Annotated in this window: 11 protein-coding genes; 7 read left to right on the top strand and 4 right to left on the bottom strand. The window is 38.4% G+C overall.

Going from position 1 to position 13,484, the window contains the following annotated elements:
• Positions 1-100: 100 nt before the first annotated feature.
• The 3 genes from mgtE (IGQ45_00375) to IGQ45_00365 form a co-directional block, all read right to left on the bottom strand.
• Positions 101-1,498 carry a magnesium transporter gene (mgtE, locus tag IGQ45_00375; protein ID MBF2055682.1) on the bottom strand — a complete coding sequence of 466 codons (1,398 nt, stop codon included), beginning with the start codon at positions 1,496-1,498 and terminating at the stop codon, positions 101-103.
• A 104-nt stretch (positions 1,499-1,602) separates the two neighbouring features.
• The gene (gene mgtE, locus IGQ45_00370; protein ID MBF2055681.1) at positions 1,603-3,000 is read right to left on the bottom strand and encodes a magnesium transporter; all 1,398 of its coding nucleotides are present in this window, start codon (positions 2,998-3,000) and stop codon (positions 1,603-1,605) included.
• Between the two features lie 397 nt (positions 3,001-3,397).
• Entirely contained in the window at positions 3,398-5,239 is a 1,842-nt protein-coding gene (locus tag IGQ45_00365) for an ABC transporter ATP-binding protein (GenBank protein ID MBF2055680.1), read from the bottom strand.
• Between the two features lie 226 nt (positions 5,240-5,465).
• Between IGQ45_00365 and IGQ45_00360 the strand changes: the two genes are divergently transcribed.
• On the top strand, positions 5,466-6,413 hold the full coding sequence (locus IGQ45_00360) for a hypothetical protein (protein ID MBF2055679.1): 948 nt from the start codon (positions 5,466-5,468) through the stop codon (positions 6,411-6,413).
• 302 nt (positions 6,414-6,715) lie between these two features.
• On the opposite strand, the gene IGQ45_00355 is transcribed toward IGQ45_00360, so the two are convergent.
• A complete protein-coding gene (locus IGQ45_00355) occupies positions 6,716-7,960 on the bottom strand; it encodes an ABC transporter ATP-binding protein (protein ID MBF2055678.1) in 1,245 nt (414 codons plus the stop codon).
• A 353-nt stretch (positions 7,961-8,313) separates the two neighbouring features.
• Between IGQ45_00355 and IGQ45_00350 the strand changes: the two genes are divergently transcribed.
• From IGQ45_00350 to IGQ45_00325, 6 genes are all read left to right on the top strand, one after another.
• Complete coding sequence (locus IGQ45_00350; protein ID MBF2055677.1) at positions 8,314-8,883, top strand: sigma-70 family RNA polymerase sigma factor; 570 nt, start codon at positions 8,314-8,316, stop codon at positions 8,881-8,883.
• Complete coding sequence (locus IGQ45_00345; protein ID MBF2055676.1) at positions 8,880-9,218, top strand: hypothetical protein; 339 nt, start codon at positions 8,880-8,882, stop codon at positions 9,216-9,218. The genes IGQ45_00350 and IGQ45_00345 overlap by 4 nt, the downstream gene beginning before the upstream one ends.
• 34 nt (positions 9,219-9,252) lie before the next feature.
• The gene (locus IGQ45_00340; protein MBF2055675.1) at positions 9,253-9,741 is read left to right on the top strand and encodes a Spy/CpxP family protein refolding chaperone; all 489 of its coding nucleotides are present in this window, start codon (positions 9,253-9,255) and stop codon (positions 9,739-9,741) included.
• A 221-nt stretch (positions 9,742-9,962) separates the two neighbouring features.
• The gene (gene panB / locus IGQ45_00335) at positions 9,963-10,739 is read left to right on the top strand and encodes a 3-methyl-2-oxobutanoate hydroxymethyltransferase (GenBank protein MBF2055674.1); all 777 of its coding nucleotides are present in this window, start codon (positions 9,963-9,965) and stop codon (positions 10,737-10,739) included.
• 257 nt (positions 10,740-10,996) lie between these two features.
• Positions 10,997-12,040, top strand: a complete 1,044-nt coding sequence (recA, locus tag IGQ45_00330; GenBank protein MBF2055673.1) for a recombinase RecA — start codon at positions 10,997-10,999, stop codon at positions 12,038-12,040.
• Positions 12,041-12,206: 166 nt separating this feature from the next.
• A complete protein-coding gene (locus IGQ45_00325; protein ID MBF2055672.1) occupies positions 12,207-13,361 on the top strand; it encodes a DegT/DnrJ/EryC1/StrS family aminotransferase in 1,155 nt (384 codons plus the stop codon).
• The last annotated feature ends 123 nt before the right edge of the window (positions 13,362-13,484 follow it).

Below are 13,484 nucleotides of genomic sequence, written 5' to 3'. Positions count from 1 at the left end.
TTTCCCTCCTTCTCTGGGATAATACCTGTACTTTCACTGACATTCAATTTTAGCGAATGTTGGTTGTTTACAACATTTTTCTTGAAAAACAGTTCCCGCCCTAAAATCCGAGGATTATTTTCGCAATGGCAAAATAAATGAATACACCTAAAACATCCACTGCGGTAGTAATAAAAGGACCTGATATTAAAGCCGGGTCTAATTTTAAAAATTTACACAGAAAAGGTAATGAAGACCCAGCCACAGATGCTAAAATAGAAATACTAACAAGGGTAAGGCTGACGGTAAAAGCAACGCTAATATTACCATCATTTTGAGGTAATATATATGCCCAAAGAAACGCCACTAACCCCAAGATTAGTCCTAAAATTGTCCCAGCAATGGCTTCTCTAAAGATAACATGAGGAACGCTTAAATCTTTTAATTCATTGGTACTTAATCCCCTAATCACAACGGTGGAAGACTGAGAGCCAATATTACCGCCACTATCAATTAATAGAGGGATAAAAGCAGCCAGAACAGTTACTTCGGTTAAAATTTCTTCCTGTGCGCCGATAATGCTTCCCGTCATCGTATTAGTTACTAACAAGACTAATAACCACACTACGCGCTTACGCGCCACAGTGAAGATACTGGTTTGAAAATAATTATCCCCGTCAGATTGTACCGCACCGAGGGCATAAATATCTTCGGTGGCTTCCTTTTCTAAAATATCAATAACATCATCCACCGTGACGATACCTACCAAGCGCAATTCCTTATCTACCACCGGCACAGCCAAAAAGTCGTAACGTTGAATTAACCGAGCCACTTCCTCTTGATCCATATCTGTTTTCACATATACTACATCTCTCGTGAGAACTTGATCGAGGGTTTGGTGGGGGGCGCTGATAACTAAATCTCGGAGAGAAACAATGCCCACCAAATGACGAGAAGCATCGGTAACATACATATAATATATCAACTCCGAGGCGCGCGCCAAGGAGCGAATACGCTCGATGGTTTCCCCCACCGTGAGGCTTTCTTTGAGGGCAATATACTCAGGAGTCATAATGCGCCCGGCAGTATCTTCCCCGTAGCCTAAAAGTAAATTGGTAGCTTGTCTTTCATCCGGGCTAAGTTGTTCTAAAATACGACTAACCACCGAAGCTGGTAATTCATCAAATAACCTTGCTCGATCATCCGGTGACATTTTATCAACAATATCCAAGACTTCTTGGCGCTTAAACTCTTCAATAAGAGCTTGTTGGGTGCTATATTCTAAATGTTCATAAACGTCAATAGCTTCAGTTTTGTTGAGGAGACGAAAAGCTATTAACTGCATGGTTTCGGGTAAATCCCCAATAGCTTCGGCTATATCCACTGGTTGCACTGGTTGAAGCAAAGATTTTGCACCCTCCAGATTATTTTGTTCTAATAACAATCTTAATTGAGAATTAACTAATTCTCTTAATTCGTGTCGAGAGTCTTGTTGTTGCATAGTTGTATTGTCACTCACCTAATTTCCCTCCTTCTCTGGGATAATACCTGTACTTTCACTGACATTCAATTTTAGCGAATGTTGGTTGTTTACAACATTTTTCTTGAAAAACAGTTCCCGCCCTAAAATCCGAGGATTATTTTCGCAATGGCAAAATAAATGAATACACCTAAAACATCCACTGCGGTAGTAATAAAAGGACCTGATATTAAAGCCGGGTCTAATTTTAAAAATTTACACAGAAAAGGTAATGAAGACCCAGCCACAGATGCTAAAATAGAAATACTAACAAGGGTAAGGCTGACGGTAAAAGCAACGCTAATATTACCATCATTTTGAGGTAATATATATGCCCAAAGAAACGCCACTAACCCCAAGATTAGTCCTAAAATTGTCCCAGCAATGGCTTCTCTAAAGATAACATGAGGAACGCTTAAATCTTTTAATTCATTGGTACTTAATCCCCTAATCACAACGGTGGAAGACTGAGAGCCAATATTACCGCCACTATCAATTAATAGAGGGATAAAAGCAGCCAGAACAGTTACTTCGGTTAAAATTTCTTCCTGTGCGCCGATAATGCTTCCCGTCATCGTATTAGTTACTAACAAGACTAATAACCACACTACGCGCTTACGCGCCACAGTGAAGATACTGGTTTGAAAATAATTATCCCCGTCAGATTGTACCGCACCGAGGGCATAAATATCTTCGGTGGCTTCCTTTTCTAAAATATCAATAACATCATCCACCGTGACGATACCTACCAAGCGCAATTCCTTATCTACCACCGGCACAGCCAAAAAGTCGTAACGTTGAATTAACCGAGCCACTTCCTCTTGATCCATATCTGTTTTCACATATACTACATCTCTCGTGAGAACTTGATCGAGGGTTTGGTGGGGGGCGCTGATAACTAAATCTCGGAGAGAAACAATGCCCACCAAATGACGAGAAGCATCGGTAACATACATATAATATATCAACTCCGAGGCGCGCGCCAAGGAGCGAATACGCTCGATGGTTTCCCCCACCGTGAGGCTTTCTTTGAGGGCAATATACTCAGGAGTCATAATGCGCCCGGCAGTATCTTCCCCGTAGCCTAAAAGTAAATTGGTAGCTTGTCTTTCATCCGGGCTAAGTTGTTCTAAAATACGACTAACCACCGAAGCTGGTAATTCATCAAATAACCTTGCTCGATCATCCGGTGACATTTTATCAACAATATCCAAGACTTCTTGGCGCTTAAACTCTTCAATAAGAGCTTGTTGGGTGCTATATTCTAAATGTTCATAAACGTCAATAGCTTCAGTTTTGTTGAGGAGACGAAAAGCTATTAACTGCATGGTTTCGGGTAAATCCCCAATAGCTTCGGCTATATCCACTGGTTGCACTGGTTGAAGCAAAGATTTTGCACCCTCCAGATTATTTTGTTCTAATAACAATCTTAATTGAGAATTAACTAATTCTCTTAATTCGTGTCGAGAGTCTTGTTGTTGCATAGTTGTATTGTCACTCACCTAATTTCCCTCCTTCTTTCCAATAATACTTGTGTTTTCACTGACATTCAATTTTAGCGAATGTTGGAGGTTTTGAAATGAATAATTGATAATTGATAATTTGGGGTTGCTGAAAAAGTATTTTGGTGAGGGGAGGTGTCAGGTTTCGGGTGTCGCGGTGTCGCGGTGAAATGCTTATAAATTAAAGAGTTAAGCCAAATAGTTATTTTTCATAAATTGTTCATCTGTATCAATAATTTTTGATTGGGAAGAAGGAAATACAGTATTTTTAGAGAAAAAAGGCTATTTTTGGCACTTTTTTAGGATTTTATTGTACTCAAACCTTTTTAAAACCTTTTAACTTTGCCCATTGCCCTTTTCCCTTCACCTCACAACTCCGCTTTTCCGCACCCCCCAATTAGACTGCCGTTAACATTTGCAACTTATACAGACTGGCATATAAACCATTTTGATCTAATAAATCCTCATGGCTACCAGACTCAATTAACTCCCCATTTTTTAACACTAAAATTTTATCTACATTCCGAATAGTAGAAAGACGATGGGCAATAATAATCGCTGTTTTATTGATTAACAATTTATCTAACGCCTCTTGAGTCTCCGCTTCCGTTGCCACATCAAGGCTAGAAGTTGCCTCATCCAAGACTAAAATGTTAGGGTTACGAATAGCTACCCTCGCAAATGCTAATAACTGTTTTTGCCCTGCGGAAATATTAGCGCCCCTCTCCCTTAATTGAGTATTATATCCTTGGGGTAACTGCTCAATGAGAGAATTAATATTAGTTAAATTTACTGCCCTTTCCACCTCAGCAAAATCATAATTTTCTCCTAACGTGATATTTCGTTTGACATCCCCCGCAAAAATGAAACTTTCTTGCAAAATTACGCCAATGTGACTGCGCAACTCACTTTGAGTAATATTTTTGATGTCAATACCATCCACCAAAATTCTACCCTTAGTCGGTTCATATAAACGACATAAAAGACGGATAATAGAACTTTTTCCAGCGCCCGTCGGACCCACCAAAGCGACTTTTTCACCCGGTTTGATGGTAAAATTAAGATTCTTCAACACATATTCATCAGGTTTATAACCAAACCAAACATTCTCAAAGCGAATTTCGCCCACCGCTTGATTTTCGCTCAAATTATCATCAAAACTAACACTATTATCTCGATCTTTAATCTCGATAGGAATATTCATTAACTCCGAAATACGCTCAATGGCAGTAAAACCAGCTTGGAACATGGTAAACTTATCAGCAAATTGACGCAAAGGATCAAACAATCTTTGCGCGTATAAAATAAAAGCCGATAAAGTACCATAATTCATATTATCTTGCAGGATTAATACCCCACCAATCCACAACACCAACGCAATCGCACCCAAAGAAACCCATTCAAGGGTAGCAGACACCGCCGAATCATGAAAAATCGTCTTATCAACAGCGATACGATAACGATCATTTACTGTGCGAAAAACCTCACTATTATACTTTTCTCGGCGAAATAACTGCACAATATTAATGCCCACGACATTCTCTTGTAACATGGAATTTAATACTGATAATTCCTCTCGCGCCCGATAATTTGCCTTACGATATTGTTTTTGGAAATAAATGATTAATCCCGATACAGGAATCAACATTAATACCAATAATAAGGCTAACTGCCACTGCACCGAAACCATCGTAAAAATGATGGCGAGAATGTAAAATATATCGCTGAGAATACCAATAGCGCCCGTCGCAAATACATCTCCCAAGGCTTCCACGTCACTGGTTAACCTTGTTACCAATTTACCGACAGGGGTTTTATGGAAAAAATTAGAAGATAAAGAAGTAACATGATCGAATAAATCTTGACGAATAAAAGCGGTAATTTCCTGCCCCACTTTTTGCACCAGAAAACCCTGCCAAGCAAGAAATACTGTCCGAAAAGCAATGGTTAATAAAAGAATTAAACCTAGTAAATTTAAACCATCTCTCACGGCAGATGAAGATAAGAAAAACCAAGTATCTTCCCCTCTTAATAATGAAATAGCCTGACCAACAATGAGAGGTTGAATGGCGCCGGCAATGGATAAAGGAATAAGTAAAATTAAAGATAAAACTAGAACTGGAGATTTTCTTTTGGCATAGGGAACTAATTTTAACACTAATCCCCAATCATTATTTTTAAGATTCATTGATTGATATTTTCGTGCGCTGACTATACCTAGTTTATCGAATCGAATCATAAACGGTTTAAAACTCGATCTTTTCAGACTTGAGGAAATTTAATGGTAATCTAAGCTATCTTAAAATTTACCTTTGCCCTTTGCCCTTTGCCCTTTGCCCTTTTAACTAGCTTCATGAGTAGTCAAGTACTATTGATTTTGAGAACAAAAGAGTTATAATGTAATGCCAAGCAAGATATTGTACTAGGGGCGTACCATTAATGCAAATAAACTAATGATTACCACCATGAATCAAGTACAACGGCGGAGGGCGCTGGGAGGGCGCTGTCCATCATCTCACAGAAAAAAAGACAATCTTATTAAGCAAAAACAATCACCTATTACCTTACTATATAGCTGTGAAGAAAATAATCAAGATCAGTTATTTTGGGAAAATATAGAAGAACCCTACCGAGAAATATTAGAAGACTGTTATCATCATGCTGAAAATAGTAAATATAGCCATATTAAAGAAATTACTAATAGTATTAAATATAATCGTTTAAATTATATAAAATTTGGTTTACAGTTGTATCAAGTAAGATATTATAAATTATATAAAAGTCAATTTAACTCATTTAAAGAATACTGTGAACAAGAAATACATTATCCTGTATGGCGTGTAAATAAAGCCATTGAGGCTTCAAGGGTAGCAATAGAATTAATCAAATATGGTTTTAACGTCATTCCCCAAAATGAAGCTCAAGCCCGTCCTTTAACTAAATTAAATTCAATAGAATTAATTAATAAATGGCAAGAAGTTTTAGAAACTTACCCCTTTCATACTATTACAGCTTCTCGCATTGAAAAGATAATTTTTGGTGAGCCAAGTAATAAACGTGTTACTCTTAAATTACCTAATAATATTGTTAGAGATATAGAAAATAAAGCCATAGAAAATAAACTTTCTACGGGAGAATTAATTGCTAAAATTTTTCAAGGCGAGATCATTATTAACAGTGATGGAACAATGGAAAAAATAGTTAATTGTAATGAAGAAAATATCGAAGATATTAACAAAGAAAGTCTGCAAAAATGGCAAAAAGATTTAACAATTATTAATAATAATGAGGGTAATAAATTAGATCAATTTGCGGAAGAATTAGCGGAAGAAGTCAAACATACCGTCACGGATTTTCGAGAAGTAATCAAAAAATGTTTCATCAAGTCTTTTCTGCAATCCTCTTCTGCATAAAACCTTTGTTTACAGCGCATTTCAAATGAATAAACCACGTTTTTTGTTTCTCGCAGAGGCGCAAAGACGCAAAGATAATATTTGTAATAATCCAAAGTGTGGTTTAAGGAAATGAAAACTGCTGTAATATCATGTTCGGGTAAAATCTGTTATAAAAGACTATATCTTCGCAATTTACCCACCGTGTAATGAATTACACGGCTAGTGGTATTTCGTTCAATAAATTGAACTAAGATACTGATATTACTAATTTGTAAGTCATCAAACAGACTTAATACAACTTTACTTTTCCCTTTAAAAACCTATTGTTGCAAATTTTTTTCTTGGTAAAAATCAAAAAAATGTACCTGTTGCCAATTAATTTCTAAATAAATAATTTCACCAATTTTTACACTTTGATCACCAAATATTTTCACTTGTAATTCTTGTTCGAGATAACTATTAATTTGACCATAAATAATTGTTTCATTACCTAATGATTCCACTAAGTTAACTTTAATAGCAATGGTTTGGTCTGAAGATTGAGCTAAGAAAAAATGTTCTGGTCTGATACCTAACCAAACTTTTTCATAGTGATAATTAGCTAGAATAGATTGCCATTTTTCAGTTAATTTTATAGTTAAATATTCCGTTTTAATTATATTAGGTTGATGGTAGTTTACTAATAAAAAATTCATGGGAGGAGAACCAATAAATTGAGCAACAAATTTATTTGCTGGTTGCCGATAAACCTGTAAAGGGGTGTCCACTTGTTGGATTTCTCCTTGATTCATAATGGCGATGCGATCACCCATGGTCATAGCTTCCACTTGATCGTGGGTAACATAGATGGTGGTAACTTGCAGTTGTTTTTGTAGTTGTACGATTTGACCACGGGTTTCCATTCTTAATTTAGCATCAAGATTGGATAAAGGCTCATCCATTAAAAAGGCTTGAGGATTACGCGCAATGGCTCTACCAAGGGCTACCCGTTGTTTTTGTCCGCCAGAAAGTTGCTTGGGGAGACGATCTAAAAGGTGATCAATTTGTAGTAATTCCGCCACTTTTTGAACTTGGGCGTTAATTTTTTGCTCTTGAGGAGAAAAATAGCGCCAACGGGAAGGTAGCGCCCGACTAAGATTTGCCAAGATATTGGCAGGAGTAAAGTTAGGAGAATTTTGGTTCATGCGCCGTAAACCGAAGGCGATGTTATCGTATACCGTGAGATGGGGATAAAGAGCGTAGTTTTGGAATACCATGGCAATGTCGCGCGCTTTGGGAGGAAGATCATTAACTTTTTGTTGCGCGATAATGATATTACCGGCGGTGATTTCTTCCAAACCAGCAATAAGACGCAATAGGGTGCTTTTTCCGCAACCAGATGGCCCTACCAATACCATAAATTCCCCTTGTTGAATGGTTAGGTTAATGCCTTTAAGAATGTGATGAGTGTCTTTTTTATCGTTAGGAGTGGGCTTTGTTTCCTCTGAGGGGATGTCAATGGGAGTTGTAGTCTGTTGACGAGGTGATGTATAGCTTTTATATAAGTTTTCGATAATTACCAAGATACCAACTCACTCTAAAATTATTATTTCAGAATTATAATTTATTTTTGTCTATGTAGGGGTTGCTGAAAAAGTCTTTTAGTGAGGGGAGGTGTCAGTAGTCAGTAGTCAGGTGTCAGGTGTCAGGTGTCAGGTGTCAGGTGTCAGGTGTCAGGTGTCAGGCTTCAGGTGTCAGGTGTCAGGCTTCAGGTGTCAGGTGTCAGGCTTCAGGTGTCAGGAGAAATGCTTATAAATTAAAGACTTTAGCCAAATAGTTATTGTCCATTGTCCATTGTCAATTGTCCATTGCCCTTTTGATCTGAACCTTTATTGCAAAGAAAAGGTCTAAAAAAGTGTATTAAGCAAAAGCAAAGATTATGGCAGTGTTAGCGGATGATACCACCGAGATGAAAGACTCGGATTTAATTCGGCAGTGCAAACTAGGTCATCAAAGTTCTTTTCGTTTACTTTACCAACGTTATCAGCAGAAGGTTAGATCGACTTTATTTAAGCTGTGTGGTACAGAGTTACTGGACGATTTGACCCAAGAAGTATTTATCAAGGCTTGGAAAGGATTACCAAAACTAAGAGAAAATGCTTATTTTTCTACTTGGCTTTATCGCATTTGTTGGAATGTGGCTTGTGATCGCCGTCGCCAATTAGCTCGAATTAAGCGTGATCGCCAAACTTTATTGACTCATGATCCTGATGTGATTTCTGATCCGGAAGATTTGTTGCAAATACATTATCAGGAAATGGTACAAGAAGGTTTACAACATCTCAAGTTGGATCATCGAGTTGTCCTAATCTTACATGATCTGGTGGATTTACCACAAAAGGAAATCGCTTCTATTTTAGATGTGCCGGTAGGTACGGTCAAATCAAGGTTATTCAATGCTCGTAAGGCTATGCGTAATTTTTTAGAACTTCAGGGAGTAACGATATGAGTCAATTTAATACGGAGGAGGATCAAAAATTAACTGAATTTTTGCGTTGTTATTCTCCGGCTACGCCCCCAGCGCCCTCCAACCAAGCAGAAATCATCTGGGAAGCCATTAATACCCAGAAGAAAGGGGGAGGGCGCTGGTGGATACCGGTGGGGATTATCACAGGTTTAGCGTTAATGGGGGCAACGGTGGCATTTCCCAAGCCAATTTTCAGATATGCCCAACAAGAGAGTGATTTAGACACCTTTATGGTGGAAGCGTGGGAAAAATCTCTCGCTATTACCGACGATACGGAAATCCATGAGGATTATTTACTTCTCACCACTGAATTTTAGTCAACTATTTATTATTTAAAGAGGATAATTAACCATGAATAAGAATATCAAATTTTTTCTAGCTTGTACTACTTTAATGGGTGTCTTTGTTACCCATGAAGTTAAAGCCTCAGAAACTGTAAAACTTAACAATACCATTGAAGTTGCTCAAATGTGGCAAAGAGGCGACGACAAAGGAAAATACGATAAAGATAATTTAGCAGAAAAGTTAAATTTGACAGCTCAACAAAGGCAGGAAATGAGTCAAATTAAGGCTAAGTATGACCCACAAATGAAAACTTTACGAGAGGAGATGGGCGCTGAAAGAGAAAAACTCCGCACTATGATGAGGAATAATGAATCAACGGAAAATATCCGTAGCCAAAACCAAGTGATTGCTAATTTAGGGAATAAAATGCGCGCTTTAGGTTTTGAAAGTATGCTGGAAATGCGGGAAGTACTAACCCCAGAACAAAGAGATAAATTTGCGGAGTTAATGCAGGAAAGAAGAGCGAATATGCCTGAACAAAGACGCAATCGCTAAATTTTTATCGTTTTTTCAGCTAAAATGTTTATAAACAAGGGGTTTAAACCCCTTGATGAGATTAAAATAATAAAATAATATCCTTATCCATGTAAAAATCTTAATAAGTTTTTATGTCGTTGGTTGTCAAAAAGTAATCAAAAAAACAACCTAAAAGTAGAAGTGTGATTAGAAAATATGAAACAATGGGTTAATTATTAGGAAAAACCGATCAAAACCGAATGAAAGTAACCCTAGACAAATTATCCCAGTGGAAAGAGGAAAAAAAGCCAATAGTTTGCCTAACAGCATGGGATTATGCCATCGCCTCTTTATTGGATAATGCTGGGGTAGATATTATCTTAGTGGGGGATTCTTTAGCCATGGTAGCCTTAGGACATTCTCACACTTTACCGATTACTTTAGATGAAATGATCCATCATACCAAGGCAGTGTGTCGAGGGGTGAAGGGCGCTTTTGTGGTGTGTGATTTACCATTTCTTACTTATCAGGGTAGTATCAATCAGGCTATTGAGTCAGCAGGGCGAGTGATTAAGGAAACTAATGCTGAAGCCGTAAAATTAGAGGGTGGCTACCCTAGCATGATCGAAACAGTAAGTAGATTAACCGAAATTGGCATCCCGGTCATGGGTCATGTGGGTTTAACCCCTCAATCTGTAAGAGCTTTAGGATATAAACAGCAGGGCAAAACACTTCCACAGCAAGAAATAATTTTCAATCAAGCTATGGCTTTAGAGAAAGCCGGAGCATTTGCCATTGTATTAGAACATATTACCCCTGAGTTAGCTCAAAAAATTACTGCTAGTGTCTCAATTCCTACTATCGGCATCGGCGCTGGAGGTGATTGTGACGGGCAAATATTAGTTACCGCCGATTTATTAGGATTGTCGGCAAAATTACCGCCTTTTGCCAAAGCCTACACCAATTTAAGAGAAATTATTAGCAATTCTGTTAGTGAATTTGCCGAAGATGTCAAAAATCATCGTTTTCCCAGTTAGGGATTGATGAAAAAGTATTTTAGTGAGGGGAGGTGTCAGGCTTCGGGTGTCAGGTGTCAGATGAAATCTTTATAAATTAAAGAGTTAAGCCTTTAAACCTTTGCCCCTTTAACTTTGCCCTTTTTTAACTTTGCCAAAAAAAAGAAGAGATAAAAAATCCTCTTTTGTTTATAATATAAATACTCTTGTACTAAGTTAATCTGTGGTAGAAGAAGCACTATACTATAAGGAAACTGCATTACTGAAAGAGAAAAATCATGGCCACAAGTACCTCCTCTGCAAAGTCTGATAAAGAAAAAGCCTTGGATTTGGTTTTAAGTCAAATTGAACGTAATTTTGGTAAAGGTGCGATCATGCGTCTTGGGGATGCCTCTAAGATGAAAGTAGAAACCATTTCTAGCGGCGCCCTCACCCTTGATCTTGCCCTCGGTGGTGGGTTGCCCAAAGGGAGAATTATCGAAATTTATGGGCCGGAAAGTTCAGGGAAAACAACTTTAGCTCTCCATGCCATTGCGGAGGTACAAAAAGCTGGAGGAGTTGCCGCCTTTGTGGATGCTGAACACGCGCTCGATCCTAGTTATTCTAGCGCCCTTGGGGTGGACATTGAAAACCTGTTGGTAGCACAGCCAGACAACGGTGAGGCAGCCTTAGAGATTGTGGATCAATTAGTGCGTAGTGCGGCGGTGGATTTAGTGGTGGTGGATTCCGTGGCGGCCTTGGTGCCTCGAGCGGAAATTGAAGGGGAAATGGGGGATTTACAGGTGGGTTTACAGGCGCGTCTCATGAGTAAGGCTTTGCGCAAAGTGGCTGGAAATATCGGTAAATCGGGCGCTACCGTAATTTTTCTTAACCAGCTACGGCAAAAAATCGGCATTAGCTATGGTAATCCAGAAGTAACCACCGGTGGTACAGCATTGAAATTTTATGCTTCCGTGCGCTTAGATATTAGAAGGATTCAAACCTTGAAAAGAGGGACAGAAGGGGAGTATGGTATCAGAGCGAAGGTGAAAGTAGCGAAAAATAAAGTAGCGCCCCCCTTCCGTATTGCCGAATTTGACATTATTTTTGGTCATGGCATTTCTCGTATTGGTTGCCTGTTGGATATGGCAGAGAAAACCGATGTGGTAACGAGGAAGGGCGCTTGGTATAGTTACGAAGGGGATAATATTGCCCAAGGGCGCGATAATGCGGTTAAATATTTAGAGGAGAATCTCGAATTAGCTGGAGTCGTGGAACAAAAAGTTAAGGAAAAATTAGAAATCACTAACGTTAGTTTTGCCTCCTCCGATGAAGAAGAATAAGGAAAAGGGCAAAGGGTTTATGAATTATGAATTATGAATTATGAATTATGAATTATAATCCTCCCCTGCCTCCTCTGCTTCCCCTGCTTCCCCTGCTTCCCCTGCTTCCCCTGCTTCCCTTCTCCCTCTGCTTCTGTCTCCCTCAACATCCCCGTCATAAGTATCAATGAAAATTCCTGTATTAGATTTAAAGCAACAGTATCAACAAATTAAAACCGACATCGACAGCGCCCTCCACCAAGTTTTAGAATCTAGTCAATTCGTACTTGGTCCAGAAGTGATTAAATTAGAAGAGGAAGTAGCTCAATACTTGGGGGTAAAACACGCTATTGGGGTTAATTCGGGTACAGATGCACTAATTATCTTGTTAAGGGCGCTAAATATTGGGGTAGGAGATGAAGTGATAACCACCCCCTTTTCTTTTTATGCTACGGCGGAATCCATTAGTTTGGTGGGCGCTAAACCCATTTTTGTTGATATTGACAGTGATAGTTTTAATCTGAATCCCGATTTAATTAAGGAAGTCATTACTCCTCAAACTAAAGCTATTATGCCCGTACATTTGTACGGTCAACCTGCCAAAATGGCTCAAATTGTCGCTATCGCCCAAGAGTATAATTTAGCCATTATCGAAGATTGCGCCCAAGCCTTCGGTGCGAAATACTACGGGGATTGTCTCGGTTGTGATCAACTGTGCAATCAGGATATATTAAAAGGAAAATATGTCGGTGGTATTGGGGCGGGGGGCGCCTTTTCTTTTTATCCTACTAAAAATCTTGGTGCTTATGGTGACGGTGGCATGATAGTGACGAATGATGATCACATGGCTGAATTAGCTAAAATGTTGAGGGCGCACGGTTCAAAGAAAAACTATCATAACGAAATGTTAGGATATAATTCTCGTCTTGATAGCATTCAAGCTACGATTTTAAGGGTTAAATTAAAACATATAGACAAATGGAATAAGGCACGGCAAAACATTGCTAAAATCTATAATCAGCTATTAGCAAATAACTCTTTAATTGTTACACCACAATACTCACAAGGTCATGTTTTTCATCAATATACGATTAAAGTGACCAATGGAAAAAGAGATCAATTAAAAGAATATTTAGCAAAAAATGATATTGGTAGCATGATTTATTACCCAATACCACAAGATCAATTACCAGTATATGAAAATCAATATCAACCGCAACCAGTAGCGATGCAGTTAGCCCAAGAGGTGTTAAGTTTGCCCATGTATCCTGAATTGACACCCCAACATATTGAAACCGTTGCCTATACCATCATCGATTGGACGAAAAAATATCATAACTAGGGTTTGTTGAAAAAGTGGAGTGGTGAGGGTAGGTGTCAGGCTTCGGGTGTCAGGTTTCAGGTGAAATGCTTATAAATCAAAGACTTTAGCCAAATAGTTATTTTTCATAAATTGCTAATTTGT

The organism is Cyanobacterium sp. T60_A2020_053, from assembly GCA_015272165.1.
Lineage (GTDB): Bacteria > Cyanobacteriota > Cyanobacteriia > Cyanobacteriales > Cyanobacteriaceae > Cyanobacterium.
Note: the sequence above shows the minus strand (reverse complement) of the source record. Positions and strands in the feature narration are given on the sequence as shown.

Excerpts from the sequence above, each read along its gene's own strand:
- IGQ45_00345 (MBF2055676.1), top strand. The coding sequence starts at position 8,880 with ATGAGTCAATTTAATACGGAGGAGGATCAAAAATTAACTGAATTTTTG.
- IGQ45_00365 (MBF2055680.1), bottom strand. The coding sequence starts at position 5,239 with ATGATTCGATTCGATAAACTAGGTATAGTCAGCGCACGAAAATATCAA.
- recA (MBF2055673.1), top strand. The coding sequence starts at position 10,997 with ATGGCCACAAGTACCTCCTCTGCAAAGTCTGATAAAGAAAAAGCCTTG.
- IGQ45_00350 (MBF2055677.1), top strand. The coding sequence starts at position 8,314 with ATGGCAGTGTTAGCGGATGATACCACCGAGATGAAAGACTCGGATTTA.
- IGQ45_00325 (MBF2055672.1), top strand. The coding sequence starts at position 12,207 with ATGAAAATTCCTGTATTAGATTTAAAGCAACAGTATCAACAAATTAAA.
- panB (MBF2055674.1), top strand. The coding sequence starts at position 9,963 with ATGAAAGTAACCCTAGACAAATTATCCCAGTGGAAAGAGGAAAAAAAG.
- IGQ45_00340 (MBF2055675.1), top strand. The coding sequence starts at position 9,253 with ATGAATAAGAATATCAAATTTTTTCTAGCTTGTACTACTTTAATGGGT.
- IGQ45_00360 (MBF2055679.1), top strand. The coding sequence starts at position 5,466 with ATGAATCAAGTACAACGGCGGAGGGCGCTGGGAGGGCGCTGTCCATCA.